The sequence below is a fragment of the Sunxiuqinia rutila genome, assembly GCF_050589705.1.
Lineage (GTDB): Bacteria > Bacteroidota > Bacteroidia > Bacteroidales > Prolixibacteraceae > Sunxiuqinia > Sunxiuqinia rutila.
Genome location: NZ_JBNGOT010000008.1, coordinates 137918 through 164917, shown reverse-complemented (window position 1 = coordinate 164917; position 27000 = coordinate 137918). Strand labels below are relative to the sequence as shown.

21 protein-coding genes are annotated in these 27000 nt (G+C 47.8%); 7 read left to right on the top strand and 14 right to left on the bottom strand.

Annotated elements, in window-relative coordinates:
• Window positions 1-12: 12 nt before the first annotated feature.
• On the bottom strand, window positions 13-4533 hold the full coding sequence (gene gltB, locus ACRD6K_RS12020) for a glutamate synthase large subunit (protein ID WP_430973446.1): 4521 nt from the start codon (window positions 4531-4533) through the stop codon (window positions 13-15).
• A 329-nt stretch (window positions 4534-4862) separates the two neighbouring features.
• The gene (gene argH, locus ACRD6K_RS12015) at window positions 4863-6194 is read right to left on the bottom strand and encodes an argininosuccinate lyase (protein WP_430973445.1); all 1332 of its coding nucleotides are present in this window, start codon (window positions 6192-6194) and stop codon (window positions 4863-4865) included.
• 739 nt (window positions 6195-6933) lie between these two features.
• On the opposite strand from argH, the gene ACRD6K_RS12010 reads away from it, so the two are divergent.
• The 4 genes from ACRD6K_RS12010 (at window position 6934) to ACRD6K_RS11995 (ending at window position 9792) form a co-directional block, all read left to right on the top strand.
• A complete protein-coding gene (locus ACRD6K_RS12010) occupies window positions 6934-7584 on the top strand; it encodes a TorF family putative porin (protein WP_430973444.1) in 651 nt (216 codons plus the stop codon).
• Between the two features lie 17 nt (window positions 7585-7601).
• A complete protein-coding gene (locus tag ACRD6K_RS12005; RefSeq protein WP_299579520.1) occupies window positions 7602-7958 on the top strand; it encodes a P-II family nitrogen regulator in 357 nt (118 codons plus the stop codon).
• Between the two features lie 21 nt (window positions 7959-7979).
• Window positions 7980-9212, top strand: coding sequence for an ammonium transporter (locus ACRD6K_RS12000; protein ID WP_430973443.1), 1233 nt, complete (start codon window positions 7980-7982; stop codon window positions 9210-9212).
• Between the two features lie 136 nt (window positions 9213-9348).
• Entirely contained in the window at window positions 9349-9792 is a 444-nt protein-coding gene (locus ACRD6K_RS11995) for a GNAT family N-acetyltransferase (protein ID WP_430973442.1), read from the top strand.
• A gap of 244 nt (window positions 9793-10036) precedes the next feature.
• On the opposite strand, the gene uvrB is transcribed toward ACRD6K_RS11995, so the two are convergent.
• From uvrB to rsgA, 5 genes are all read right to left on the bottom strand, one after another.
• The gene (gene uvrB / locus ACRD6K_RS11990; protein WP_299579511.1) at window positions 10037-12055 is read right to left on the bottom strand and encodes an excinuclease ABC subunit UvrB; all 2019 of its coding nucleotides are present in this window, start codon (window positions 12053-12055) and stop codon (window positions 10037-10039) included.
• Between the two features lie 97 nt (window positions 12056-12152).
• Window positions 12153-13151 (bottom strand): endonuclease/exonuclease/phosphatase family protein, encoded by a 999-nt coding sequence (locus ACRD6K_RS11985; protein WP_430973441.1) that lies wholly within the window; start codon window positions 13149-13151, stop codon window positions 12153-12155.
• Window positions 13152-13175: 24 nt separating this feature from the next.
• Window positions 13176-13391: a hypothetical protein gene (locus ACRD6K_RS11980; protein ID WP_430973440.1), complete on the bottom strand. Its 216-nt coding sequence runs from the start codon at window positions 13389-13391 to the stop codon at window positions 13176-13178.
• A 35-nt stretch (window positions 13392-13426) separates the two neighbouring features.
• Entirely contained in the window at window positions 13427-14035 is a 609-nt protein-coding gene (locus tag ACRD6K_RS11975) for an HAD family hydrolase (protein WP_430973439.1), read from the bottom strand.
• Window positions 14036-14168: 133 nt separating this feature from the next.
• Window positions 14169-15272 carry a ribosome small subunit-dependent GTPase A gene (rsgA, locus tag ACRD6K_RS11970; RefSeq protein WP_430973438.1) on the bottom strand — a complete coding sequence of 368 codons (1104 nt, stop codon included), beginning with the start codon at window positions 15270-15272 and terminating at the stop codon, window positions 14169-14171.
• 568 nt (window positions 15273-15840) lie between these two features.
• Here rsgA and ACRD6K_RS11965 point away from each other — a divergent pair.
• A complete protein-coding gene (locus ACRD6K_RS11965) occupies window positions 15841-16155 on the top strand; it encodes a DUF3303 domain-containing protein (RefSeq protein ID WP_299579496.1) in 315 nt (104 codons plus the stop codon).
• A gap of 200 nt (window positions 16156-16355) precedes the next feature.
• Here the strand turns inward: ACRD6K_RS11965 and ACRD6K_RS11960 are convergent, their stop codons facing one another.
• The 7 genes from ACRD6K_RS11960 to ACRD6K_RS11930 all read right to left on the bottom strand — a co-directional run bounded on the left by ACRD6K_RS11960 (window position 16356) and on the right by ACRD6K_RS11930 (window position 24412).
• A complete protein-coding gene (locus tag ACRD6K_RS11960; protein WP_430973437.1) occupies window positions 16356-17507 on the bottom strand; it encodes an iron-containing alcohol dehydrogenase in 1152 nt (383 codons plus the stop codon).
• A gap of 110 nt (window positions 17508-17617) precedes the next feature.
• Window positions 17618-18493 carry an AraC family transcriptional regulator gene (locus ACRD6K_RS11955; RefSeq protein WP_430973436.1) on the bottom strand — a complete coding sequence of 292 codons (876 nt, stop codon included), beginning with the start codon at window positions 18491-18493 and terminating at the stop codon, window positions 17618-17620.
• Window positions 18494-18706: 213 nt separating this feature from the next.
• Window positions 18707-21007: a family 20 glycosylhydrolase gene (locus tag ACRD6K_RS11950; protein WP_430973435.1), complete on the bottom strand. Its 2301-nt coding sequence runs from the start codon at window positions 21005-21007 to the stop codon at window positions 18707-18709.
• A 433-nt stretch (window positions 21008-21440) separates the two neighbouring features.
• Window positions 21441-22004, bottom strand: a complete 564-nt coding sequence (locus ACRD6K_RS11945; protein WP_430973434.1) for an L-threonylcarbamoyladenylate synthase — start codon at window positions 22002-22004, stop codon at window positions 21441-21443.
• The gene (locus ACRD6K_RS11940) at window positions 21997-23121 is read right to left on the bottom strand and encodes a glycosyltransferase family 4 protein (protein WP_430973433.1); all 1125 of its coding nucleotides are present in this window, start codon (window positions 23119-23121) and stop codon (window positions 21997-21999) included. The genes ACRD6K_RS11945 and ACRD6K_RS11940 overlap by 8 nt, the downstream gene beginning before the upstream one ends.
• Window positions 23122-23245: 124 nt before the next feature.
• A complete protein-coding gene (locus ACRD6K_RS11935) occupies window positions 23246-23788 on the bottom strand; it encodes an isochorismatase family protein (protein ID WP_299579479.1) in 543 nt (180 codons plus the stop codon).
• 3 nt (window positions 23789-23791) lie between these two features.
• The gene (locus ACRD6K_RS11930) at window positions 23792-24412 is read right to left on the bottom strand and encodes an SIS domain-containing protein (RefSeq protein ID WP_430973432.1); all 621 of its coding nucleotides are present in this window, start codon (window positions 24410-24412) and stop codon (window positions 23792-23794) included.
• Between the two features lie 449 nt (window positions 24413-24861).
• On the opposite strand from ACRD6K_RS11930, the gene sucC reads away from it, so the two are divergent.
• Window positions 24862-26004, top strand: coding sequence for an ADP-forming succinate--CoA ligase subunit beta (gene sucC / locus ACRD6K_RS11925; protein ID WP_430973431.1), 1143 nt, complete (start codon window positions 24862-24864; stop codon window positions 26002-26004).
• A gap of 12 nt (window positions 26005-26016) precedes the next feature.
• The gene (gene sucD / locus ACRD6K_RS11920) at window positions 26017-26898 is read left to right on the top strand and encodes a succinate--CoA ligase subunit alpha (RefSeq protein WP_430973430.1); all 882 of its coding nucleotides are present in this window, start codon (window positions 26017-26019) and stop codon (window positions 26896-26898) included.
• The last annotated feature ends 102 nt before the right edge of the window (window positions 26899-27000 follow it).

The window sequence follows — 27000 nt, the reverse complement described above, 5'->3', positions numbered from 1 at the left end:
GTTCTTTACTTCTTATTCGTGACGGGATGGATCGTCTTCCGTCAGTTGTAATTTGCGTTCCAGTTCCTTCAACTTCAGTTCCTCAAGCACTTTCTTGTACTCGAACGGAATTACTTTTACGAATCGAGGCAGGTACTCTTCCCAGTTGGTCAGAATTTTTGCCGCTAAAGAACTTTGCGTGTATAAAAGATGTTTGCTGATCATTTCCTGTAATTCATCAATGTCGGTGCGGTCCTCCACTGCCGAAAGTTCAACCAGCCCTTTGTTGCAGTAGTAATCGAAATCACCGTCCACATCCAGCACGTAAGCAATACCGCCACTCATTCCGGCAGCGAAGTTACGTCCGGTTTTGCCCAGCACCACAACGCGGCCGCCGGTCATGTACTCGCAGCAGTGGTCGCCGGTACCTTCAACAACGGTTTTGGCGCCTGAGTTTCGTACGCAGAAACGCTCGCCGGCCACTCCGCGGATGTAACCTTCACCTTTGGTAGCTCCATAGAAGGTGGTGTTGCCGATGATGATGTTTTCTTCCGGCTTGAAGGTTGACCCGGCTGGTGGAACCACCACAATCTTACCGCCGGAAAGCCCTTTGCCGATGTAGTCGTTGGCGTCTCCTTCCAGTCGGAAGTTAATCCCTTTGACCAGGAAGGCACCAAAACTTTGGCCGGCAGTTCCGTGGAAGGTGCAGCTGATGGTATCCTCCGGCAATCCTTCTTCGCCATAGCGCTTGGATATTTCACCGGACAGCATGGCTCCGATGGTCCGGTCGGTGTTGATGATCGGATGTGAAATCCATACTTTCTCCTTGCCTTTAATTGCTTTGTTGGCATCCAGAATCAGTTTGTGATCCAGGTGATCCTCGATGGACTTCAGGTTCGGATGCGTGTTGCGGATGTCGTATTTTTTGGCTTCTTCCGGCATGTGCAATACCTGAGAGAAGTCGATGTTTTTCATTTTCCAGTTGGTGGCTTTTTCATCTACTTCCAGCAGGTCAGCGCGTCCAACAATGTCTTCGAACTTGGAGAAGCCCATTTCGGCCAGGTGTTCGCGTACTTCTTCGGCTATGAAACGGAAGAAATTAATCACAAACTCGGCTTTTCCGATGAAGCGTTTTCGCAGTTCTTTATCCTGAGTGGCAATACCCGCCGGACAAGTGTTCAAGTGGCATTTGCGCATCATGATGCATCCCATGGTAATCAGGGCTGAGGTGGAAAAACCAAACTCTTCGCCTCCCAGACAGGCCATGGAAACCACGTCTTTACCGGTTTTCAGCTGACCGTCTACTTGAAGCTTTACGCGTCCACGCAGGTTGTTCATCACCAGCGTTTGCTGTGCTTCAGCAATCCCCATTTCAGCAGGCAGTCCGGCATGTTTGATTGAGCTGGCCGGGCTGGCTCCGGTTCCACCTTCTCCACCAGAGATGATGATCAGGTCGGAGAAGGCTTTGGCTACCCCTGCGGCAACGGTTCCAACGCCATTTTCGGCTACCAGTTTCACGGAGACTTTGGCTTTGGGATTGGTCACTTTCAGGTCGTAGATTAACTGTGCCAGGTCCTCAATGGAGTAGATGTCATGGTGGGGTGGTGGCGAAATCAAAGTAATTCCGGGGGTTGAGTTCCGAAGTTTAGCAATGATCTTGTTCACCTTAAAGCCCGGAAGCTGACCTCCTTCACCCGGCTTTGCTCCTTGGCAAACTTTAATTTGAAGTTCATGGGCGTTGGTCAAATAGTTGTTGGTCACTCCAAAACGTCCGGAAGCAATTTGCTTGATCGAGCTTTGTTTGATGGTGCCAAAACGGTCTGAGCTTTCGCCCCCTTCACCAGTGTTGCTTCTTCCGCCAACGGTATTCATGGCAATGGCCAGCGCTTCGTGTGCTTCCTTGCTGATGGATCCGTACGACATGGCGCCTGTAACAAAGCGTTTCATGATGTTTTCAACAGGCTCCACCTGGTCCAATGGAATTGGGTTTTGCTTGAATTTGAAGCATCCTCGAATGAAGCCCGGCTTTTTGTTGTCCTGGTCAATCAGGGCGCTGTATTCTTTGTATTTGTTGTAGTCGTTGGTGCGGGTTGCCCACTGTAGCAGGCCAATGGCTTCCGGGTTCCAGGCATGGTGCTCGCCGTATTTCCGCCAGGCGTAAACCCCTGAATTTTCGAAACGGAACCTTTCGGAAGTTTTGGCAATTTTATAGGCTGCTTGATGGAAGCGGCTGTATTCTTCAGCGATTTCCTCCAGACCAATACCGCTTAAGCGTGAGGCTGTGCCGGTAAAGTACTGGTCGATCAACTCGCGACTGACGCCCATGGCTTCAAACATTTGAGCGCCGTGGTAGGAGCGGAGTGTGGAGATTCCCATTTTAGATAAAATCTTCAGCAAACCTTTATCGACTGCTTTGATGTAGTTTTTGCGGGCATCTTTGTATTCCAGTTCAACCTCCCCTTCTTTAACCAGGCGGTCGATTGCCGCAAAGGCCATGTAGGGGTTGATCACGCTGGCTCCGTAGCCCAGCAATAAGGCAAAGTGGTTGATTTCGCGTGCTTCGGCTGTCTCTACAATGATACCAACCTGCATCCGTTTCTTTTTGGAGATCAGATGGTGGTGAACAGCAGCAACGGCCAGTAGTGAAGGAATTGGTGCGTGTTCCGAGTCAACTTTACGGTCCGACAAAATGATGAAATTCTTTTTATCGTCAACGGCTTTTTCGGCCATCTCCAGCATGTTATCAAATGCGTCCTTGAATGCTTGGTAGCCACCTTTTACCGGGAAAACCATGGGGATCGTTTTGTGGGTAAACATTTCGTCCTTCAGGTCTTTAATTTTGCCAAGGTCGGTATTGGTAATCAGTGGTCCGTCAAATTTAATCAGCTTGCAGTGTTCCGGCGTTTCTCCCAAAATGTTGGAGCTTAGGGAGCCGATATAATTGGTTAGTGCCATCACCAGCCCTTCCCGAATGGGGTCGATGGCCGGGTTGGTAACCTGGGCAAACATTTGCTTAAAATAGGTAAAGAAAAGCTGGGGCTTGTCAGAGAAAATAGCCAGCGGGGTGTCATTTCCCATGGAGCTGGTTGGTTCGGCAGCGCCCACAGCCATCGGCTGAATGAGGTCGTGCAGGTCTTCTTTGGAGTAATTAAACACCTGTGCCAGGGTCTCAAAATCTGCTACTTCAGAAGGAACCCGTTTCTTGACTTTAATATCTTTCATACGCATGCGGTTTTGTTTTAACCACATCTCGTAAGGATTGCGTTTGCTTAACTGGTCTTTGACCTCCTTGTCGGGAATGATAATGCCGAGTTTGGTGTCCACCAATAGAATTTTTCCGGGGCGAAGACGACCTTTTTCAATGATTTCTTCGGGTTGGAAATGCTGAACACCAACTTCCGATCCCATCACAATGAGGTCGTTTTTAGTAATGACGTAGCGCGAAGGACGCAGGCCATTGCGGTCGAGTGTTCCTCCAATGTATCGTCCGTCAGAAAAAACCATGGAGGCTGGTCCGTCCCACGGTTCCATGATGGTGGAGTGGTATTCGTAAAACGCTTTGAGCGATTCCGGAATGGGGTTCTTTTCGTTGAACGATTCCGGGATCATCATACACAAGGCATGATGCAGCGAGCGTCCGGTGAGGTGCAAAAATTCCAGCACATTGTCGAAGGACGCGGAGTCGGATTTATTGTCTTCAATGACGGGCAGAAGCTTTTGCAGGTCTTCGCCAAAGATTTCCGATTTCAGCAAGGCTTCCCGGGCTTCCATCCATTTGCGGTTTCCTTTAACCGTATTGATTTCGCCGTTGTGGGCAATCATGCGGAAAGGCTGGGCCAAGTCCCAGGTTGGGAAGGTGTTGGTGCTAAAGCGCGAGTGCACCAAGGCAATGGCTGATTTAAAACGTTCGTGTTGCAGGTCTTTGTAATAATCTGACAGCTGGTGTGGGGTTAACATCCCTTTGTAAACAATGGTTCTGGCTGACAAACTGGGTTGATAAAATGCTTCCTTGTGTGTCAGGTTGGAGTTCGCAATGGCATGTTCCGTTAGCTTGCGGATGATGTAAAGTTTACGCTCCATCGCTTCGGGCTCCAGCTTTCCTTTAATAAATACCTGCTTGATGGCCGGCTCGGTTTGCTTGGCGATCTCTCCCGGTGCAGAAGTGTCAACAGGAACATCGCGATAGCAAATGAGTTCCAGGCCTTCCTCGTTGATGTGTTTTGTCAGAATGTCCAGACAAATATCTGCTTCGCTTTCTTTTTGCGGCAGAAATATTAATCCGGTGCCATATTGACCAGGCTCAGGAACAGCGATCTTCAGAACCGACTGAATGTATTCGTGAGGAATTTGCATGAGTATTCCTGCGCCATCTCCTGTGGCATTATCGGCACTGGTTGCTCCCCGGTGATCCAGGTTTTCTAATACCCGAAGGCCTCTGGTGATAATGTCATGAGAGGCCTGGCCCTTGATGTGCGCCACAAACCCGATCCCACAATTGTCATGTTCGTTGGCAGAGCTGTAAAGCCCTTGTTCTTTTGGAAATCTTAACTGCATTCTATATCCTTTTTTAAGTTTTTATCACACCTTGTCTTGCCTTTTCACAGCAGGACACAACACGAGTAGATTGAAGCCATTTACAGCTACTTAAAAACTCTAAGCAAAACCCACAAAATACTTATGAAGTGATAGCGAAAATAGCTATTAATTGAATGATATCCAATTGCTAGCTTTGTTTTGCATGTTTGATAACATGAACAAATTCCTTTGTTCTTTTAAAGTTTGTGATATAAAAACGTGGAATTCACCGTGTTTACGCGTGAAGGTCGAATGTCATTTTGTAATTAAAAGGATTTTAGAAATAACGTTTAGTTAACAGTTGACCCCTATTTTAATAGCTTTTTGATTGCCAAATCCATCTTTTTAAAGTTAAATGAATTTATGATCTGTTCCATTTTTTGTTGAATCTCGGGAAGGCACAGGTTTCCGATGCTTCCGGCATGGGTGTGAGCCACCTGTCTGGTGGGGGTGTATTCGCCCTGCTGAATCTGCTTGCCAATCTGAATGTAGGCATCGCGGAAGGGAGTTCCTTCCTGAACCAGTCGGTTAACATCTTCAACACTAAACAGGTATTGGTAGCGATCATCTTCCAGAATGTTTTCCTTGATCGTCATTTCACTAATGGCAAAGTTGGCAATTTTAATGCAGCTCATGAGTTCCTGAAAAGCGGGCAGGAAGACTTCCTTGATAATCTGCAGGTCGCGGAAATAGCCGCTGGGCAGGTTGTTGGTCATTAAGGTAATTTGGTTTGGAAGTGCTTGCAGCTTGTTGCAGTGCGAACGAATCAACTCAAAAACATCCGGGTTTTTCTTGTGAGGCATAATGCTTGAGCCGGTCGTCAGTTCATCGGGCAGACCGATAAAGCCAAAGTTTTGGCTCATGAACAGGCAGGTGTCAAAGGCCAGTTTCGAAAGTGTGGCCGCAATGGATGAAATGGCAAAGGCGACTGTTTTTTCCATTTTACCCCGTCCCATTTGGGCATAAACCACATTGTAGTTCATCGAGTCGAAGCCCAGTAGCTCTGTGGTGAGCTCGCGGTTGAGCGGGAATGAAGAACCATAACCGGCTGCTGAGCCCAGTGGGTTTTGGTTGGTAATTTTAAAGGCTGCCTGCAACAGGGTGAGGTCGTCAACCAGGCTTTCGGCATAAGCGCTGAACCAAAGACCAAACGACGAAGGCATGGCTACCTGAAGGTGGGTGTAGCCTGGCATTAGTTGCTCTTTGTGCTTGTCGGCCTTGGCGATCAGGGTGGAAAACAATTCCTGGCTGGCCTCTACCAGCTGGCGGATTTCGTCGCGCGCATAAAGTTTCAGGTCAAGTAACACCTGATCGTTCCGGGAACGGCCACTGTGTATTTTCTTTCCAACATCCCCCAGTTTTTGAGTCAGGAGGGCTTCTACCTGAGAGTGTACATCTTCAACTCCTTCTTCGATGGTGAACTCGCCATTTTCGGCTAATTGGTAAATCGCTTTCATTTCCTGAAGCAGCTGGTCCAGTTCATCCTGCTCTAGTAAGCCGATTGATTGCAGCATTTTGGTGTGGGCCATGGAGCCCAGGATGTCAAACTTAGCCAGGTAAAGATCCAGTTCGCGATCTTGGCCTACGGTGAATTCTTCGATGAGTTTATTTACAGATATACCTTTGTCCCAGAGTTTCATACAATAAAAAATTAGCGAGTTACTTGGTGCTGGTCATCACTGGACAAGCACGAATCAATTTATTCTGTGAAAGAAAGAAACTACAAATTAATTACTTTTTTCCCAATAGTCCTATTCTGGCTTCCTTGAAAAATAGTCTTTCCCCTCAGGCTTGGCCTGGCTTTAAGTTGAAGGATGACGAGCGCGAAGGGTATACATTAATATATAGTATACGAGTTTGCTTGTTAGGTTTCTGCCTGATGGGGTTTCTTCGGAATTGCTTTTAGTGCCATCATAAAGCGGGTGAATTGGAGTGGTTTTTAGCAAATGGGTGGTTTCTATTTGTCTTTTGTGTCATTTTGAATGCTCGAGCAAGGCATGGATGTCTTGGTGTTGTCATTGTGAGTTGAAAAGTGTTAAAATGTCATTTTTCTTGTTGCTTGTTGTCCATTGTGTCTAAAAAACGATATTTTTTCTGTCTACCCCTCCATAATCTGACATATTTCCATAAAAACAATGATTTTTCAAGATTAACCCCCTCCGAAATAGGGGGTTGTGATGTTAATTGAGCATTAAATATGAGGTCAACCCTGTCTGGATTTGGGGTGTGTTCTCGAAATAGGCATACTTTTGAATGAGAGACCACAAAAAATAGGGGGTCATGTTCAAAAAAAGAGACTTTTTCAGAATTACACGCCATAGCAAGTACACACCAAAGTAGATCAAATGAAAAATTGTAAAACCATTAAATTTTAGAATCATGAAAAAATTACGATTACTTCCCGTTTTTGTATTGGCAATAACACTGGCTGGAAATTTACAAGCTCAGGACTGGGATACCGGGGCAGACTTTGTTTCAAGCTATGTGTGGCGTGGAACGAAATTCGGAACAGGTCCGGCTATTCAACCTTGGGCGGAGTATAGTACCGGCGGTTTTGCGCTTGGGGCCTGGGGCTCATACGGGTTTACCGATGATGAAGCGGCGGAGGCTGACTTATATGTCAGTTACGGGTTTGATTTGAGTGAGGGAGCGGCTTTGTCTTTTACGGTTACGGACTATTACTTCCCGGGAACGGATTATTTCAATGGTGATTCCCACTTTTTTGAGACAATGGTTGGACTGGAATTGGGTGACTTCTCTTTCCTGGCGGCTTACATGATTGGCTCGGATGCCACAGATGTGAGCGATGTTTACCTGGAGGCCGGTCTGAACGTTGGAAAACTGGCTTTAACCTTGGGGGCAGGTGACGGGGCTTATACGACAAATGGCAATTTCAATGTTTGTAATATTGGTGTAGGCACTTCGAAAGAAATCAAAATTACAGACTCCTTCTCACTTCCTGTTACCGGAACAGCCATTTTGAATCCTTCTTCTGAGCAGTTTCACATTGTTGTAGGCATTTCATTATAAAACAAAATTCGATAGAGATGAAAAAGATTGAAGCAATTATTAGAAAAACCAAGTTTGATGAAGTGACTGAAGCGCTTCATGAAGCAGGCATTGAGTTCTTCTCTTTCTGGGATGTCCGTGGCGTTGGACAAACCCGGCAAGAGCGCGCTTATCGGGGTGTTGTTTACGATACCAGCACGATTGAGCGGACGATCCTCTCCATTATTGTACGCGATAAAAATGTGGAAAAAACGGTGTTGGCCATTATGCAAGCCGGACGAACCGGCGAGATTGGCGATGGTAAGATATTCATTTCAAACATTGAAGAGTCGTACCGCATACGCACCGGAGAGTTTGGTGATGAGTCCTTATTCATCAAAGGCAAAGAAGAGTAATAACCCTAAAACAAAACAATCATGGATGAAACTTTACAAGGCCTACAAATAGGCATCGACAATATGTGGTTACTGATTGCAGGGTTTATGGTGATGTTTATGCAGCCTGGTTTTGCAATGGTGGAGGCTGGTTTTACCCGCTCGAAGAATACTGCGAACATTTTGATGAAGAACTTGATGGACTTTTCCATTGGCTCCTTGCTCTATTGGTTTATTGGATTTACCCTGATGTATGGAGACTCGCTTGGAGGTTTGATTGGGACACCCGACTTATTCTTTATGAGTGAAGGATTTGGCGAGAACTATTCGGACTATACTGACCTGTTTTTTCAAACTGTTTTTGCCGCAACGGCCGCAACGATTGTGTCGGGGGCCGTGGCTGAACGGACTGAATTTAAGGCTTACCTGATTTTTAGCGTTGTGATTACGATTTTTGTTTACCCGATCTCAGGGCACTGGACTTGGGGTGGTGGCTGGTTGAGCCAGCTGGGGTTTCACGATTTTGCCGGCTCGTCTATTGTGCACTCGGTGGGGGCCTGGTTGGGATTGGCTGGTGCTGCCATCATTGGTCCGCGTATTGGCAAATACGGGAAAGATGGCAAGGCTAAAGCTATTCCGGGACATAACCTGGCCTTAGGCGCTTTAGGGGTTTTTATCCTGTGGTTTGGCTGGTTTGGCTTTAACCCGGGCTCGCAGCTGGCAGCCGCCGGAACCGAAAATGCCGTGGCACTTGGGCACATTGCTGTAACAACCAACCTGGCCGCAGCGGCGGGTGCAGTGGTGGCTATGTTGGTTTCCTGGTTTCGCTACAAGCGGCCGGCGCTTTCCATTTCGTTGAACGGCGCTCTTGCCGGTCTGGTAGCCATTACTGCCGGTTGTGATGCCGTTGATCCGGTGGGGGCCGTTTTGATTGGTACCATGGCTGGAGTGGTGTTGCCTTTTGCGGTTGAGTTTTTTGATAAAGTTCTGAAGATTGACGACCCGGTTGGAGCGATCTCGGTGCATGGTATTAGTGGTGCACTGGGAACCCTGGCCGTTGGCTTGTTTTCAACTTCAGAAGGCTTGTTTTACGGGCATGGCGCCGGCTTGCTGGGAATTCAGGCTATTGGCGTACTTGCCTTCTTTGTTTGGGCGTTCGGATGTGGTTTGGTTTTATTCTATATCCTGAAAAAAGCCAAAATCCTCCGGGTGTCTAAACGCATCGAGGAAGAAGGCCTTGATGTTTATGAACATGGAGAAAGTGCCTACAATTAATAGTTTCTTCAGCCTTCAAAGTCTGTAGCTTTCTCAAGGGTCTGCCTGTCTGGCAGGCCCTTTTCTTTGGCTGTCAATTTTATTCAACTTTTTGCTGAAGTAGCCGTTGGTGTAGTTGAATGATTAAAACCAAACCATGATTGAATTGAAATTTTTTACGGAAACCAATCAGCCAAGCCGGGAAGAAAAGAGCCGGGTGCTGGATTTTTTATACCATCATCTGGAGAATTTTGGAGATCCGAAGAACGACATTGAAAAAGCCATGGATTATGCTTTGAAGGTGTATCCATCGTTTGGCGGTTTTGTACTTGGGGCTTATGATGCCGGGCAGCTAGTTGGGGCAGTGGTGATTAATCAAACCGGGATGAAGGATTATATTCCGGAGAATATTCTGGTGTATATTGCCACGCATAACGAACACCGTGGGCAGGGTCTTGGCCGGCAGTTGATGGAGGCGGCCATTCAGCAGGCGGAAGGAAACATTGCTTTGCATGTGGAGCCGGATAATCCGGCACGTCGCCTGTATGAAAAGCTGGGCTTCAGCTCGAAATATCTCGAAATGCGCTTGCAGAAGAAGTAATTGCTGGTGGGCGGAGTACAGTATCTGGAGTTCAATATTCTGAAAATCCAGAAATCCGAATATCTGACAATCCTTCCTCCGGTTTCCTGTCTCCATTCTTCTCTTGGCCTAATGCGCTTCGCTCTTGGCTCTTTGTGTTTGGTTTTCAGAAATCTGAAAGTCTGAATATCCGACAATCCTTCCTCCGGCTTCCTGTTTCCATTCTCCTCTTCGCCCCATGCCCTTTGCTCTTGGCTCTCTGCCCTTACTTTTTCTTCTCTTTCAAAATTTCCTGCAGGCGATACATCTCATCGCGCAGGCGGGCAGCCTCAATAAAGTCAAGTTCTTTCGCAGCAGCCTGCATTTCTTTTTTCGTTTTTTCAATGGTTTTTTCCAGGGCCTCCGGGCTCATATACTGAACAACCGGGTCGGCTGCAACATCCGGATGACTTGCTCCGCCTGCATATTCTTTCTGCTTGCTGTTGCGGTACTCGTAGCCGATGATTTCGCGTGTGGGTTTAACGATGGCTTTGGGCGTAATGCCATGCTCCTCGTTGTAGCGTATTTGCTTGGTGCGTCGGTAATTGGTGGAGTCGATGGTTTTTTGCATCGAGTCGGTAATCTTGTCGGCATACATAATGACCATGCCGTTGAGGTTTCGGGCCGCACGCCCCGCTGTTTGGGTGAGTGAGCGTTCCGAACGCAGGAAGCCTTCCTTGTCGGCATCGATAATGGCGACAAGCGAAACCTCCGGCAGGTCGAGCCCTTCCCGAAGCAGGTTGATGCCGACCAGCACATGAAAGCCGCCATTGCGCAGTTCTTCCAGAATCTCAATGCGCTCCATCGTGTCGATGTCGGAGTGGATGTAGCGCGTTTTAATCCCCATGTTGATCAGGTATTTGCTGAGCTCTTCAGCCATACGTTTGGTAAGTGTGGTTACCAGTATGCGCTCGTTCTTTTCAATGCGCAGGTTGATTTCATGAATCAGGTCATCAATCTGGTTGGCCGAAGGACGTACGTCAATGATTGGGTCAAGCAGTCCGGTGGGGCGAATGATCTGCTCAACAACCACCCCTTCCGATTTTTCCAGTTCGTAGTCGGCTGGCGTGGCGCTAACATAAAGTGTTTGGTTGACCAGGTCCTCAAATTCTTCAAATTTCAGCGGGCGGTTGTCGATGGCTGCCGGAAGCCGGAACCCGTATTCCACCAGATTGATTTTGCGCGAATGGTCACCCCCATACATGGCGCGGATTTGGGGAATCGTCACATGGCTTTCATCCAGGATGGTCAGGAAATCGTCCGGGAAATAATCCAGCAGGCAGAAGGGGCGTGTGCCTGCCGCTCGTCCATCGAAATAGCGCGAGTAGTTTTCAACACCGGGGCAGTAGCCCAGTTCGCGCATCATTTCCATGTCGTATTCCACCCGTTCTAAAATACGTTTGGCTTCCAATGGCTTTCCGATTTCCTTGAAAAAATCGACTTGCTTAAGAAGATCATCCTGAATTTGGTGGATGGCCGACTTCATGCGTTCCTTGGTGGTGACAAAAATATTGGCCGGGTAGATGATGGCTGTTTCCAGCTCATCAATGGTGGTTCCGTCTGTTGGATCGAAGCTGTAGATTTCCTCAATTTCATCTCCCCAAAAAACCACGCGGATCGCTTTATCATCATAGGCCAGGAAAATATCAATAGTGTCGCCTTTCACCCGGAAGTTCCCCCGCTTGAAGTCGGCTTCATTGCGGGAGTAAAGCGCATCAACCAGCTTATGTAGAAACTGGTTGCGGTTGAGTGTTTCGCCAACGCTGACGCTGGTTACGTTAGCATGGAAATCTTCGGGGTTTCCAATACCGTAGAGGCAGGAAACCGATGAAACCACCACTACATCACGCCTTCCGGACAGCAGGGCAGAGGTGGTACTGAGTCGCAGCTTCTCAATATCCTCGTTGATGGAAAGGTCTTTTTCAATGTACGTATCGGTGGTGGGCAGGTAAGCTTCGGGCTGGTAATAGTCGTAATAAGATACAAAGTATTCCACCGCATTGTCGGGGAAAAACTGCTTCATCTCGCTGTACAGCTGGGCGGCCAGCGTTTTGTTGTGGCTCAGGATGAGGGTAGGGCGCTGCACCTCCTCAATCACTTTAGCCATGGTGAATGTTTTTCCTGATCCGGTTACCCCTAAAAGAGTCTGGTTGCGTTCTCCCTGACGGATGCCGGCTGCCAGTTGTTTAATTGCTTCGGGTTGATCCCCGGTTGGTTCATAGGGTGAAACTACTTTTAAATCCATCTTCTGTCTGTCCTAAATGCTACGTTTCTGAATTGCTGAAAAATGCTCAATTCCTGTTTTAATGCTTCCGTCCTCCGGTTTCCTTTCTCCGTTTTGGCTATTGCCAGTTCAGTTGAAGATAAACCGGAAAGTGGTCGGAAATGCCGCCGTAATAGTTGGGGCCACCGTAGGTCCGGTTGGGCGATACCTGTCCGTTCTTGTTCCGGTATTCCATCCATTCCTGCTGAAAAACTTGTCCCAGCTGGTCGGTAACAATAAATCCTTTTCCGCGAAGTACCGAAGCTGAAACAACCAGGTTGTCCAACATGTTCCAGTTGCCGCGGTAGAAATAACTCCCTTTTTGCTGTTCATCCAGTGGAATCATCAGGTTATAGAGTTCGGCCTGAGTGTTGGGCGCCCGGGCATTCAGCACTTCGGCCAGGCTTTTGTTGTCTGGCTCGTCATTCATATCGCCCATAATGATAATCTTGGCTTCGGGGTCAGCAGCCAACAGCTCGTCCACTTTGGTTTTGAGCGTTTGCGCAGCGACCAGCCGGTTGGGCTGCGATTTTTTTAGTCCACCCCAGCGCGAAGGCCAGTGATTGACAAACAGGTGTATTTTATCCTTTCCCAGCTTGCCATATACGTGAAGGATGTCCCGGGTTTCGAAGCCCGGATCAACGGGCAGGGCTTCGTGATGAATCAGTTTAAATGCACCTCTTCTGAAAAGCAGGGCCACATCAATGCCGCGCTTGTCGGGACTGTCGATATGAACTGTTTGGTATTTGCCCTCAGCCAGCGGAACTGTTGCCGCCAAATCTTCAACCACCTGACGATTTTCAACTTCGCACAGACCAATAATTTCAGGAAGTTCTTCGGGGTTAACCGCCCCAAGCACCCGGCTTAGGTCTTCCAGTTTTTTCGTGTATCGTTCGCTATTCCACTTTTTCTCCGCATCCGGCAAAAACTCTTCATCGTTAATGCCCGGATCATTGATGGTGTCAAACAGGTTTTCAACATTGTAGAAAACAAGGGTTGCCCTTTTGGTCAGCGGGTTAGGTTGACAGGCACTAATGACAAGGACGACAAGAGCAAGTAGAATAAGTTTTGATTTCATCGTTGGCGTTGTTTGAATGTCTGGTTATTGATAAACGGATTTGCCCCTAAAGTTAATCAATCTGCCTGGAGTTGAGTTCCTGTCTTCAAAAGTTCCTGAGTTGGCATCGTTCTCTGCTCCCTGCTCTTTGCACTCTTTACTGGTGATCGGTGAACGGTGAACGGTGATCAGTGAACAGTGGTTGGAACGTTCGTCTTCAATCTTAACGCTTTGCTCCATGCACTCTGCCCTCTGCTCCATGCTTTTTGCCCCACGCTCTTCTTCCTCCCAATCAACTACTCCTGTCCAATGGTTACCTGGTAGTATTGGGTGACGTCCACTACGTGCATGCCGGCGGTTTGGGCGGCTTGAATTCCCAGTACGCCATCTTCAAATACGAGGCAGTCTTTGGGATCAATACCAATCAGCTCGGCACATTTCAAAAAGGTTTCCGGGTGGGGTTTGTGGTGAGTAACATCGTCGGCCGAAACCAGTTTATTGATGTATTGATCGACACCCACCAGGCGCATGGCTTTTTGCGAAATTTGGCGGCCACCACCGGTTCCAACAGCCATGGGCAATTGGCCATGATAGCGACGGATTACTTCCATTACCGGTTCTACCGGACGCGCTTGGTGCATGTTGTCTTCGTATTCCTGTTCTTTGGCATCGCCCATTTCCCGGGGATCGATGTTTTTGTTGAAGAGCTCATTCAGCTTTTCAACAGTTGGGTAGAGCGGAATGCCGGCCAGCTGCTCAAACAGCTCGGTGGTAAAATCGATGCCGTAGCGGGCTGCCGCATTTCTCCAAGCGATGTAATGAATTGGCATGGTATCGGAGATGGTACCATCCAGGTCAAAAATCAGTCCTTTAATCTCCGGGCTTACTTCTATTTTTGCTGTCATGTTAATGTGCTTTCTAAAATGAGCAGCAAAAGTAGCCAAATTCTAATGAACGCCCTTAAGTCCAGCATTACCAAAAAATTAAGAGTTCGGGCCGGGAGGAATGCACGGATGTTGCCTGGGGTGAACGTGTGCGCTATTTTTTGGTGGGTTCGTGGTGTTTGGCGCTTAACTTTTGCATGTCGGTTTTAACGTTCTTAATCATTTTTCCAAAGGCTTTATCCTTTTTGCGTTTTTCGGAAACCGAAAGGTCAAAATGCGCTTGCTCCCGTTCCATCTTCAGGAAATTTTCATAGGCCTGTTCATCCAGTTTTCCTTGTTTGACGGCTTCGGTAACGGCGCAGCCTTTTTCTGAAGTGTGGGTGCAATCGCCGAATTTGCATTGCTGCGCAAGATGCACAATCTCGTCGAAGGTCGCTTCCAAAGCTTGGGCAGCGTCGGTGATTCCGATTTCCCGCATGCCTGGGTTGTCAATAAGGATTCCTCCGCCGGGGAGAATAATCAGTTCGCGGTGGGTAGTAACATGCCGCCCTTTATGGGTACTTGTGCTGATGGAGCTGGTCTTCATGAGGGGCCTGCCCGACAGCTTGTTCATCAGTGTGGACTTGCCAACGCCCGAAGAACCCAGCAAACAATAGGTTTTTCCTTTTTCCAAAATTCCCGTTAGTGAGTCATAACCCGCCATGGTTTCGTTGCTGATGGCCAGGATGGGGCTGTTTTTAATCCGGCGTTTTACGCTTCCCTCAATTTCCTGTAGCCTTGGCGGGGCGATTAAATCGGTTTTGGTCAGCACGATGATTGGGCTGACATTTGACGAGTGGCAGATGGTCAGGTAGCGCTCCAGCCGGTTGATGTTGAAATCGCGGTCGACGGCCTGCACCAAAAAAGCAAAGTCGATGTTGGTGGCAATGAGCTGTTTTTCGCCAAACTTCCCAACGGCTTGCCTGGCAAGTACCGATTGGCGGGGCAGGATGCTGTGAATAAAGGCCAGATTGGTATCGTAGTTGATTAAGGCCACCCAGTCGCCAACGGCAGGAAAGTCCTCCCGACCCTGGGCCGAAAACCGTAAGTTGCCGGTCACCTCGGCTTCGAAATCGCACGTTGCGGTTTTCACCAGGTAGCGTTCCTTGTGTTCGGCAATCACCCGTCCGATTTCAAAATCCTCCAACTGATTGGCTTTCCGTAATTCTTCGATGCTTGCCTTATAGCCCAAGTCTTCCAGGCTGATGTTCGTTGTCATGGGATCGTTGTTTCCCCTAAAAATAGTTGTTTTTGTGCAATAAAGCATAGGTCTGGCAGTCTATTTAGGATTCTGATTTATCATAATAGTCAATAAATCCAAGTAAGTTAGCAAAACAAAACGATAAGTTGGATTATGTTTTTTATGCTGTAGAGCGTGTTGGGGCCCTGTGGAATATTTAGCCGTCCTGTAGCTTTTCTGGTTGTCCTGTAGGTTTTTTTCTGATCCTGTGCCCTTTTTTGTTGTCCTGCACGCTTTTTATGCAATCCTGCAGGGTTTTTTCGGGCCCTGCAGTCAGATTTCGTAATCCTGCGTAGCAGGGAAGGGGGCAAGGGCGCAGGGAGGCATAAATGACAACAGGTCGCCCTGGATGCTTACAGGACGCCTCAAGGGCTTACAGGGAAGGGCTGTTGGGTGAAAGCAGCTTGCCGGCATGTAACTTTTTCGGAAAGGGAGGGTAAGCTTTCAAGAGGTGGTTCTACTTGCTTTTCCGAATCCTGTTCGTTGCAGAAGTGTGCTGCCTGAGTATTCAATACCAGTAATTTCCCAAAAAAGAAAGGAGCAATTTATGAAGTATGTCATGCGCGTGAAGTGGCCCACAGCCGCGAGTAGCAACGACCTGTTGAAAGACCCTAAGTTCGGCGAAAAGATGAAAGCGCTTTTGGCCGAAGTGAAAGCGGAAGCTGCTTATTTTACAACCCTTTGCGGAAGCCGGGGCTGTTTTGTGGTGGTGAATATGGATGATGCTTCGCAAATGCCTGCAGTGGCTGAGCCGTTTTTTATGTGGCTTCATGCGGAGATTGATTTTTACCCGGTAATGACTCCGGAAGACTTGGGCAAGGCCGGTGCGGCCATTGAAAATGCGATTAAAAAATGGGGATGATGCCGGGGGCTGCATAGCTAAATACCGGGTTTTGGATCGGGGCTAAGCAAGTTGCTGTGCTTCCCTTGGTGAAAAAGGACAACTGGATGAGAGGTTGCCCTTTTTTTTTGGCCGGATGTTTAGGATCACCAATGAAAAAGGCCGCCCGTGGGGGCAGCCTTTTCCGAAAAAACGGAAGAATCCGTTTTTTCTTTTAATGCTTAAAAGTTGATTGCTGTTCCTTCGAAACAAGCCTGGTAAATGGCTTTGATTTCTTCAGCCTTGGGTACCCGCGGATTAAACAAGGTACAGGGATCTTTCAGGGCATTTTCGGTTAGCTGATCCAAGTGTGCGGCCCACGCTTGTTCGTCAATGCCATACTCCTTGATGGATGAAATGGTACCTACCTTGCTGCGCAGGGCGGCAATTTCCTGAGCCAACTCTTCAGCATTTGTTTTGCCCAATACGGCAGCCAAGTCGTTGTACTTGTCGGTTACCTGGCTGTTGAAGCGAATAACGTTCGGCATCAGAATCGCATTGGCACACCCGTGAGGAATGCCAAAGGTGCCGCCCAGTTGGTGCGACATGGCGTGGACAATGCCCAGCCAAACGTTGGTGAAGGCCATGCCTGCCATACAGGATGCGTCGTGCATAGCTTGGCGGGCTTCCTCATTTTGGGGCTCGTTAACGGCCGTTGGCAGGTAGTTGAAGATCAGGTCGGTGGCGTTTTTAGCCAAGGCGTCGTTGTAGCGGTCAGCAATGTTCGACACATACGCTTCCACGGCATGGCTCAGCGCGTCCAAACCGGTGTTGGCGGTTACATGCGCTGGCATCGACTTGCAAAGCTCTCCGTCAACAATGGCAACATCAGGCGTCAACTCGTGCGATACAATGGGGTGTTTGGTGCCTTTTTCGGTGTTGGTAATCACTGCCAGCCCGGTAATTTCGGTACCGGTTCCACTGGTTGTTGGAATGGCGACAAAGATTGCTTTGTTGCGCAGGGGCTTTACGGCAAACGGCTGAGCCAGCTCTTCCAGTTTCGAGTCCGGGTACTCGTAATACACCCACATGGTCTTCGCGGCATCAATGGCCGAGCAACCTCCCAGCCCGATGATTACATCCGGTTGTTCCTGGCTGAAAAACTGAGCACCTTTCAATACGGTTTCAATGGAGGGGTCAGCTTCAACACCTTCAAACACAACCGAGCTGATGTTGGCTTCGGCTAAATAGGCCTGAGTGCGCTGCAGGGCCCCATTCTTTTTTACTGAGCTTCCGCCGATCACAATCACGGCTTTTTTACCTTTTAATTCTTTTACATTTTCGAGACTTCCAATTCCATGGTAAATCTCCTTGGGAACAATAAATTTTGCCATCTTACTTTCTACTTTAATCTATTCGTTTGGGGAATTTCCGATTGAGGAAGAGTTCCCTTGTTTTTTCGAATACAAAAGTAGTCTGACTGTCAGTGACTGGCGATATACATTTAGGGCTGTTTGATATAAATTTGGGTGAGGCGTTTCTGCAAGTCTGAGGGACTGCATCCGGCTTTCTTCTGAATAAACTTGTTCAGGGCCGAGGGGGAGTCAAACTTGAGCTGGTAGGCAATTTCCTTGTGGGTCAATCCGGAGAAGGCCAGCAGGTGTTTGGCTTCCTGAAAAATGCGTTCGTGAATGACCTGCAAGGCCGTGATTCCGCCATAGGTTTTGGATAGGGCGTTTAATTTTTTGGGGGTTACGTCCAGCAGGTCGGCAAATTCGCTCACCAACCTTTTCTCTTTAAAGTGAAGGTCGACCAGATTGGAGAAGGCATAATACAAGTCTGACTCGGAGGTTTCCTGTTGCGACAGTTCTTTGGTCTTGCTGTAGTCCATCAGTTTCAGCAAAATCACCTTGATTAAATGCCTGATTTGTTCTTTGCCCAGCACATTCAAATCGTTGAAAAGCGATTGGATGAGCTGGAAAAGGAGTTGGATTTCGGTAAACTGACTTTCGCTTAGCTTCAGGAAGTTGAGCCTGTTTTTTAAGTCCACACAATAGGCCCGTAGCTCTTTGCGAAGCATTTCGGAACAAAACAATTCTTCGTTAAACATGATGACATGCCCTTGTGCGTCGGCACTTCTGTTGAATTGGTGGGTCTGATGGGGAAACACGACCGACACACAGCCGGGATGGTAGTTGTAGCTTGTAAAGTCGATGGTGTGTGTGCCTTGCCCTTGTTGATACAGGTATATTTCGTAGTAGGCGTGCCGGTGAGCCGAGCGATTGTCGTAGGGAGGGGTGTGGTTGAGTTCCTCCATATTGAATAGTAAGCAAGGCATACCGTCTTTAAAATAAGTGTCGAGTGTGTAAGTTGTATCCATTGTCAGTTGTGTTAAGAGCCCGGTGCTTCGGTTAGTCATCCATTAAAACGAGTACGGTCAGGCAATTGTTGCACCCGGAAGAGGTTGGGAAGAGATGGTTTGTTGGGCAGTCCTCCTTCAGGACTTGAGAATGATGGGATGGCGAAGAGCTGCCCAAAATAAACGAGGGCTTAACCTTGCGGTAAGCCCTCGATGCTTGTAATTGAAAATGAGTTATTTGCTGGTTTCTTTTTCAGAAAGCTTGCAGTTGAAAACCTTTAGTTCATCAATCTGGAAGGTTTCTTTGTTCGTTTCAGAGCCTAAGTGTCGGAGTGGGAATACCAGCGTTTGGATGCAGGCCATTTTGTCTTTCCCTTCGTTGAATTCCTGCATTTTTCCTTCCAAGCGCTCCAGTTGTTGGTCATTCACAAAAAGAGAGGTCCCTTTGTGGTCGCCTTCAATGACTATGTTGGTCCATTCGTTTTCCGGAACCGTGTAGTCAAAGTTGAAGGTGTACCCATCGCGTGAGAAGGCCAGCTTGCCGGTTTCAGCATCACTCAACCAAAGTTTGGCGTTGGGTGATTCAAAAAGCACGGTTCCGGGCAGGGCCTGATCTCGTTTGATGGTCATGCTTACCGTGTAGTTGTAGCCAATTTCATCAATGGGCAGTTGAACCACCGATCCTTTGGACAGCTGCAGTGCCTGGCTGTTTGTGCTGGGAACCGTTTTGGATTGTTTGCCGGCACGGGCATGATAGGCATTGGCCGACCGGTCCTGAATTTTTTTGTTGTTGAAGGTATAGTGTAGCACCAGCTCGCTTTTCGAGGCTACTTGTCCTGCCAGGTTAACCCCGGGTGCTTCGCTCAGCTTGGTCGCTTTCGACTGGAACTGGTCGAAGCTTAGTGCGGTGCTGTTGCCCATCCACATTTTTTGCGACAAGACTTTCATGGAATTCAGTGCGCGATGATGCACATCTTTTTCCGAAATACCATTGCCAACATGGTCGTTCCAAACGGCAAACTTTCCACCTAAAATCTGCGGGTGTCCAAACGGAAATACTGCCTTCCCGATCTGAACCGGTTCCCAGTTCTCATAAAGGTATTGGTCGTTGAGGTAGTCGTAGTAATAGCCGGCAGCCGGAACAATGTAAACCAGTCCGTCCGGAATGCTTACCAGGTCGTAGCCCAGTTCAATCATGTCGGCCGGGTTGGCGTAACCGTTGTACCAGGCATCCATAATGACATTCTCCGATTTAACCGGCGTGCTTCCTTTGGCGTGTGTTAAAGCTCCCCAAACACGGGCTCTTTTCCCGAACGACTCCACATACCGAATGTACCGATCGGTAAAGGCACGGAACTTTTCAGCTACTTTATTGGAGTACTCATCGGTTCCGATATGGACCTCGTTTCCAATGAAAACCGGATTTGGTCCCTCCAGGTATTCCTTGAAAAGAGCATCCATGAACTCATAGGTTTTGGGATTGTCAAGATCAAGGTGGTCGCGGCCAAATTCCTCGCTTCCCAACTCCTGGTTGTAGTGGTAAAAGGCCAGGGTGTGTGCCGGAGCATCAATCTCAGGGACAATGTTCACGCCGTATTGCTGAGCCAGTAATTGCAGATCGATAAATTCTTTTTTACTGTAATGACCGTCTTTGGCGGTAAGGCCGGGGAATGTGGTGCTTTCAAGGCGGAAAGCCGAATAGGTGCTGTCCCAGTCGTGGTTGAAGAACTGTTTAAATCCGTTGTCGTTCAGGTGAATCTGAAACTCATTCATTTTATAATACGACATGAATTTGACGTAATCGCGAAGAAAATCGGTGGTGAAAAATTTGCGGGCTACATCGAGCATAAAGCCCCGGCGTTCGTATTTTGGGTAGTCGCGGGCAAGGCCTTTGGGAATACGGTCCGATTGTTCCAACAGCTGCAGCAGTGTTCTGGTTCCCCAGAAACAGCCTTGGCTGGTGTTGGCTTTTAGGCTTATCCAGTCCTTAATCTCCAGTACATAGCCTTCATCGCCTATGGTTTTTTCTTCGTTGTTGAGGGAAAGGAAGATGTTGCCTTTCTTAGGAAGCTTGTAGCGGATCTTCATTTTTTTACCGAAGAGTTCCGCGTAATCGCCGGCCAGTGTTTCGGCTACCTCCTGCAGTTCCGACTTGTATTGTGGATCTACGGCAAGCTCCATTTTGTCGGAAATAAGAAATTCTCCTTCGTGTCCCAGCCATTCGCGAAGTGCGGGAACCACAAAGGGTTTCGGATTTGATTGATCCGTGTTTTGGTAGCGTCCCGGAATAAGTACCGGAATGGAAGGCACATCGGTTTTATTGCCTTGTTGGTCGCTTAATACATAGTAAAGATGAACTTTGGTATCGACCAGTGGCGAAACAATTGAACCATCAGCTGCAACTACCGGAAGACAATCGGAACTAACCAGTTTTAGGTTTAGATCGGAAGGTACTTTCGGGTTGTTAATCGATTGGTCGCCTTTGGCAGGCGAGCTTAGCTGAATGGTTGAGGCGACTTCTTTTAGTCGGGCCATTGAAGTTGAATCAGCGCTTGACGCTGTGTTTGCATGGGCGGCTGAAAATAAAATACAACCAAGTGCAAAGAGTGTAATTTGTTTGAGCATGATTTGAAATAATTATTGGGGTAAAATTTCATAAGCGTGCAAAGATAATTATTCTGTTGAGCTCTCAAGATTCGGCCTGTTGGGGAGAGCAGAGGGCGGAGAGGAAAGAGGAGAAGGGAAACGGGAGAAAGGTTGCCGGATACAAGGATATTCAGACTCTGGATTTTTCAATGCTAGATACAAAATAGCAAATAGCAGAGAGCATAGCGGAAAGCGCAAAGAGGAGAGTGGAGGCAGGAGCCAGGAATCGGGAGAAAGGAATTTTGGATGTTCAGGTTTTCGGAAGTTGAAAGTCGACCAAGGCTTCCATCTTTTGTGAAGGGATGGAAGCCTTGGGGACAGCTTATTTCCTTAAAATATCTATTTCGCCACCAACTCCAAGTCTTATAATGCTTGACGGGCTTTTCGGAGTGGTGTCATCCTGTCGGTATTCTACCACATAGTCAACTGCATCGATAATCTCCGGGCTAATTTCATCAAAAAAGGCGGGCGAAACCTCGCCGCTGATATTGGCCGAAGTAGAAACCAGCGGTTTTTTGAAACGCTGAATCAGCTGGCGGGTAAAATCCTCGGAAGTCAAGCGTATGCCAATGCTTCCATCGGCGGCCACCAGGTTTTTAGCCAGGTTTTTGGCTCCCGGATAAATGATGGTCAGTGGCTTGTCGCTCACTTCAATCAGGTCATAAGCGATTTCAGGGACTTCTTCCACATAGCGGCTCAAAAAATTAATGTTCTCCATGAGCACCAGCATGCTTTTGGAGTCTTCCCGTTTTTTGAGCTGGTAAATACGCGACACCGCTTCTTCGTTGGTGGCATCGCAGCCAATTCCCCAAATGGTATCGGTAGGGTACAGAATAATTCCCCCGTTTTGCAGCACTTCCAGTGCTTTTTTAAGATCGTTATGCATGGTCTAATTCTTTATAAAGGGTCATCAATTGTTGGGCATAAGCCTTACCGGTAAAACGTTCGGCATTTAACTGGCCTTTAAAAATCAGCACATCACGATAGGCTTTATCCTTACTGATCTGCTGGATGGCCTCGCTGATTTCCTTGTATTTTTTCGGATGAATGTAGTGCGCGCCATCACCTCCTGCTTCGGGCATACTGCTGATGTTGGAGGTAATCACCGGGCAGCCACAGGCCTGTGCCTCGGCAATGGGGAGGCCAAATCCTTCAAAAACCGAAGGGTAAATCATTAGTTCAGCCAGCTGGTAAAGCCGGCTCAGGTCGGTATCATTGACTTCCTGCAAGAAAATAAGCTGATCGCCCAGCTTCTGAACCAAAGGTTTTAAGTGGTTCAGGTAATTGGTTTTTTTACCAATAACGACCAGTGGCGTTCGGGCGTTTAGCTTGTTGAGGGCTTTCAGAATGGAAGCCAGGTTTTTCCGGGCTTCAAGGGTGCCAACCGTAAGCATGAAATGCGGAGGAAGCGCCAGTTTCTTTTGAGTTTCCAGCAGTTCCTGTTTGCTGGACTTGGTGAAATAGATGGGCTTGATGGCCTGGTAAATCACCTTGATTTTGGCTGGATCAGCTCCGATAAACTGAATCAGGTCATTTTTGGTTTGCTGACTGATAGCGATGATTTTATCGGCTGCCTGGCAAGCGTGCTGCACCTTCCGAAGATAGATCTTTCGGTCAGCCATGTTGTAGAACTCCGGGAATCGCATAAAGATGAGATCGTGCATGGTGACCACACATTTGATTCCGGTTTGTTCAATCCCCCGGGGAAGCTCGTGGCTGAGGCCATGGTAAATGTCGAGTCCGGCAGCTTCTGCTAGTCCGGCAATTTTATAAGTGCGCCATAACGATTTGAGGATGGACCACCAGGCTTGTGGGTAAATGATGGTGGCTCTTTCCGGTGCCTGAAATCGTTCAATATCAACATCGGGTGTGAAAAGAAAATAGTTGTTTTTCGGGTAGAAATCCGATAGCGAAAGAATGGTGTTCCGGCTGAAATGGCCCAGTCCGGCATCATTCAGAAACGCCCTTTTCGCGTCAAACCCAATGTTTAGTTTATTATCCATGAGGCTAAAAATACAAATTCAGACTCGACCTGAAGGTTAATTAGCTATTAAAAAAAAGCCGGAAACAGGCATGCTTCCGGCTTATGTATTCGTGCTCTGTTATTTAGAGACCTTTTTTGTGAGCTTACTTAACCAGTTTTGAAATTGTCCGGAACTCAGCTGCAGCTGCAGAACGGGTCAATTCAAATAAAATGGATTCGTAAGAAGTCATCATAATACCCTCGTGGCGGAAGCGTTCCGCAGCAAGGTCAACGTTATCCAGCGAGCGGGATGAAACACAATCCATCACCACCACCGGGTTGTAACCCGACTCTTTCAGGTCAATGGCAGTTTGCAACACGCACACATGGCTTTCAATGCCACAGATGATAACATTTTTGGCTTCCAGTGTTTGGAGCTGTTCGCTCACCGCTGTTTCGTCACAGCAGCTGAAATCACGCTTTTCAATCGGTTTAAAGTCGGTAATGAGCGCGCTGATCTCCGGAATGGTTTCTCCCAGTCCTTTGGTGTACTGCTGGGTCACAAGCAAGGGAATCTGAAGGGTTTGTAACCCTTCAATCAAAATTTTACAATGGGCGGTCAGTGTTTCGTTTTCAGCCATGGCTGGCACCAGTCGTTCCTGAATGTCGATCACTAATCCTACGGTATTTTCTCTTGTAATGCGCATGGTCTATTTTTTATTTTGAAGAAGCCGTGCCTGTGTGCGGGATTTGTCCCCCAGGTAGCCACCGTGGTGACGCTTGGCGTAATCTTCGTTTGTAAATCCAATTTTTTTCATCAACAGCACCACCAAAATATCACCAATAACGGTCATGGTTGTGGTGGATGTGCTGGGCGTTAAACCCAAGGCACAAACTTCATCCGGGTTGCCGGTGAAAAGAACGGCATCGGCCAGTTGAGCCAGTTCGCTGTCAGGGTTTCCGGTAATTACCACAATCGGAATATTCTCATACAGGTTGTCGGCCAGGTTGACCAGTTCCACAATCTCCCGGGTTTTTCCGGAATTGGAAATTAACAACAACACATCGTTGGGCTGAACAACTCCCAAGTCGCCATGCTGCGCATCGCTCGGGTGCAGAAATACGGCCGGCGTACCGGTTGAGCTAAACGTAGTGGCAATGTTTAAAGCAATTTGTCCGGCTTTCCCCATTCCGCTGGCTACCAGCTTACCTTGTTTTTGGTGAACACATTTTTCAATAATCCGAATAGCTTCTTCATATTGGTCGGTAACAGGAATGTTGGCAATGGCATCGGCTTCCTGCTTAATCAGTTTGATAACTTCCTCTTTCATTTTTTCTATGTTGTGCTTTGGCGTTTTTTTATCATGAAGTGCTCATGAAACAGAACACTTGAAATTTGTGCGCCCAAAATTACAGTTATTTTTAGCTTTTGCCAATGAGCCTGACACTTTTAAGGAGCCTTACGGCATTTCAATAGGCATCTTTCTCTTGGAGGCAGCACTGCTGTTGGCTTAACACCCCTTTCTTTTATGGGCTGCCACTCCTTATTGACGGCTTATTGCCCTGCCTGGCAGATGGCTTCTGATGAAAAATACTACCGAAATAATGCTCCGGGTCGCGATGTTTTGTCTTGGAACTTTTGTACAAACAATTCAGTAATGCGGGTGTTTATATGTTTTAAAATAGCTAGTGACTATGAGTGATGTACTTCCATGCCACTGGATATTTTGATACATTTAAACCAAGCAAGAATTTTCTAACCTTTTTTAATAAATACTTTATGAAGATACACGAATATCAAGCCCGGGAAATCTTCAAGAAATACGGCCTTCCGGTACCGAACGATGTGCTTTGCCATTCGGTAGAGGAAGTAGAAAAAGCAATGGCAAAGAAAGACGACATGGTTGTTGTAAAAGCTCAGGTGCTTGTTGGCGGACGCGGAAAAGCCGGCGGAGTAAAACTGGCTAAAACCAAGCAGGAAGCCGTAGATGCAGCTCGCCAAATTCTGGGGATGGACATCAAAGGCTTTACGGTAGAGAAGGTTTTGCTGGCTGATGCTGTCGACATTAAAAAGGAATTTTATGTTGGTCTGATCAATGACCGGAATACCAAGTCGGTCACCCTGATGGCCAGTGCCGAAGGGGGAGTGGAAATTGAAGAAGTGGCTAAGAATACGCCGGAGCTGATCCATAAATTCCCCATTGATCCCTTGACGGGCTTACTCGATTTTCAGGCCCGTGCCATTGGAATGAAGCTGTTTGGCGACGTCAAACTGGCCCGCAAGGCAGCCGACATTATGCAAAAGCTATACACCCTGTTTGTAGAAACCGATGCGACTATTGCAGAAGTCAACCCTTTGGTGCTAACCCCCGATCAGAAGATTTGGGCCATTGATGGCAAGATGAATTTTGATGATAATGCCTTGTATCGTCAACCGGAAATTGAAGCCATGCGCGAAGCCGATGAAGATGAGCTGAAAGAGATTGATGCTCACGAAAAAGGCTTGTCTTATGTGAAGCTTGATGGCAACATTGGCTGTATGGTAAATGGGGCAGGACTGGCGATGGCTACCATGGATATGATTAAGCTTTATGGTGGCGAACCAGCCAACTTCCTGGATATTGGCGGAAGTTCCAACCCGCAAAAAGTGGTGGATGCCATGAATATCCTGACTTCGGACAAGAATGTGAAGGCAGTGATGATTAATATTTTTGGCGGAATTACCCGTTGCGATGACGTGGCGCGTGGCTTGATCGAAGCGCTGGACACCATTGGATCCAAGATGCCTATTGTGGTGCGTTTGTCGGGAACCAATGCCGAAGAAGGTTTGGCTTTGCTGAAAGAAAAAGGATTGCCGACTGTGCAAACCATGAGTGAAGCGGCCAAAAAAGCGATTGAGTTAAGTCGAATTCAGGAATCTTAAAAAATCGAAACCATGAGTATTCTCGTAAATAAAGATACAAAACTGCTGGTGCAGGGAATAACCGGCCGTGACGGACAATTTCACGCCGGCCGTATGAAAGCATATGGAACCAATATTGTAGCCGGAACATCGCCCGGGAAAGGCGGTCAGGTCGTTGATGGCATTCCGGTTTTTGATACAGTCGCTGAGGCTGTCCAGGCAACAGGTGCCAATACATCAATCATTTTTGTGCCGGCCCCCTTTGCTGCCGATGCCATTCTGGAAGCTTCTTACGCAGGCATTGAGTTGGTGGTGGCGATCTCCGAAGGAGTTCCTATTCAGGATATGATTCGGGTAACCTCAGTCATTGAGCGCAACGGAACCAAGTTAATTGGCCCCAACTGCCCCGGACTAATTACGCCCGATGAGGCGCTGATTGGGATTTTGCCGGGCATGATCTTCAAAAAAGGAAACATCGGGTTGATGTCGCGCAGTGGCACCTTGACCTATGAGGTGGTCAATATGTTGACAAAAAATGATATGGGGCAGAGCACGGTTGTTGGAATCGGGGGAGACCCGGTAGCCGGCTTGTACTATATTGATTTGCTGGAGATGTATGAAAATGATCCTGAAACCGAAGCCGTGGTGTTGATTGGCGAGATTGGTGGCGATGCCGAAGAGCAGGCTGCTGAGTACATTGCCAAACACATGACCAAGCCGGTGGTATCGTTTATTGCCGGACAAACCGCACCACCCGGAAAACGAATGGGACATGCCGGAGCTATTATTTCAAGTGGCTCAGGAACGGCCGAAGAAAAAATCAAGGCTTTTGCCAAGGCCAACGTGCCGGTAGCCAAAGAGCCTTCCGAGATTCCCGGATTGTTAAAAGAAAAGTTGGCTAAGGTCAACGCCTAAACAAAAATCCCGCTGGAAGGCGGGATTTTTTGTTTCTTAAAAGGAATCTTATTGAGGTCGCTTTTGATTTTCACGTTCAAAATCTCTATACCTGCATTTGTT

Excerpts from the sequence above, each read along its gene's own strand:
- gltB (WP_430973446.1), bottom strand. The coding sequence starts at position 4,533 with ATGCAGTTAAGATTTCCAAAAGAACAAGGGCTTTACAGCTCTGCCAAC.
- argH (WP_430973445.1), bottom strand. The coding sequence starts at position 6,194 with ATGAAACTCTGGGACAAAGGTATATCTGTAAATAAACTCATCGAAGAA.
- ACRD6K_RS12010 (WP_430973444.1), top strand. The coding sequence starts at position 6,934 with ATGAAAAAATTACGATTACTTCCCGTTTTTGTATTGGCAATAACACTG.
- ACRD6K_RS12005 (WP_299579520.1), top strand. The coding sequence starts at position 7,602 with ATGAAAAAGATTGAAGCAATTATTAGAAAAACCAAGTTTGATGAAGTG.
- ACRD6K_RS12000 (WP_430973443.1), top strand. The coding sequence starts at position 7,980 with ATGGATGAAACTTTACAAGGCCTACAAATAGGCATCGACAATATGTGG.
- ACRD6K_RS11995 (WP_430973442.1), top strand. The coding sequence starts at position 9,349 with ATGATTGAATTGAAATTTTTTACGGAAACCAATCAGCCAAGCCGGGAA.
- uvrB (WP_299579511.1), bottom strand. The coding sequence starts at position 12,055 with ATGGATTTAAAAGTAGTTTCACCCTATGAACCAACCGGGGATCAACCC.
- ACRD6K_RS11985 (WP_430973441.1), bottom strand. The coding sequence starts at position 13,151 with ATGAAATCAAAACTTATTCTACTTGCTCTTGTCGTCCTTGTCATTAGT.
- ACRD6K_RS11980 (WP_430973440.1), bottom strand. The coding sequence starts at position 13,391 with ATGGAGCAGAGGGCAGAGTGCATGGAGCAAAGCGTTAAGATTGAAGAC.
- ACRD6K_RS11975 (WP_430973439.1), bottom strand. The coding sequence starts at position 14,035 with ATGACAGCAAAAATAGAAGTAAGCCCGGAGATTAAAGGACTGATTTTT.
- rsgA (WP_430973438.1), bottom strand. The coding sequence starts at position 15,272 with ATGACAACGAACATCAGCCTGGAAGACTTGGGCTATAAGGCAAGCATC.
- ACRD6K_RS11965 (WP_299579496.1), top strand. The coding sequence starts at position 15,841 with ATGAAGTATGTCATGCGCGTGAAGTGGCCCACAGCCGCGAGTAGCAAC.
- ACRD6K_RS11960 (WP_430973437.1), bottom strand. The coding sequence starts at position 17,507 with ATGGCAAAATTTATTGTTCCCAAGGAGATTTACCATGGAATTGGAAGT.
- ACRD6K_RS11955 (WP_430973436.1), bottom strand. The coding sequence starts at position 18,493 with ATGGATACAACTTACACACTCGACACTTATTTTAAAGACGGTATGCCT.
- ACRD6K_RS11950 (WP_430973435.1), bottom strand. The coding sequence starts at position 21,007 with ATGGCCCGACTAAAAGAAGTCGCCTCAACCATTCAGCTAAGCTCGCCT.
- ACRD6K_RS11945 (WP_430973434.1), bottom strand. The coding sequence starts at position 22,004 with ATGCATAACGATCTTAAAAAAGCACTGGAAGTGCTGCAAAACGGGGGA.
- ACRD6K_RS11940 (WP_430973433.1), bottom strand. The coding sequence starts at position 23,121 with ATGGATAATAAACTAAACATTGGGTTTGACGCGAAAAGGGCGTTTCTG.
- ACRD6K_RS11935 (WP_299579479.1), bottom strand. The coding sequence starts at position 23,788 with ATGCGCATTACAAGAGAAAATACCGTAGGATTAGTGATCGACATTCAG.
- ACRD6K_RS11930 (WP_430973432.1), bottom strand. The coding sequence starts at position 24,412 with ATGAAAGAGGAAGTTATCAAACTGATTAAGCAGGAAGCCGATGCCATT.
- sucC (WP_430973431.1), top strand. The coding sequence starts at position 24,862 with ATGAAGATACACGAATATCAAGCCCGGGAAATCTTCAAGAAATACGGC.
- sucD (WP_430973430.1), top strand. The coding sequence starts at position 26,017 with ATGAGTATTCTCGTAAATAAAGATACAAAACTGCTGGTGCAGGGAATA.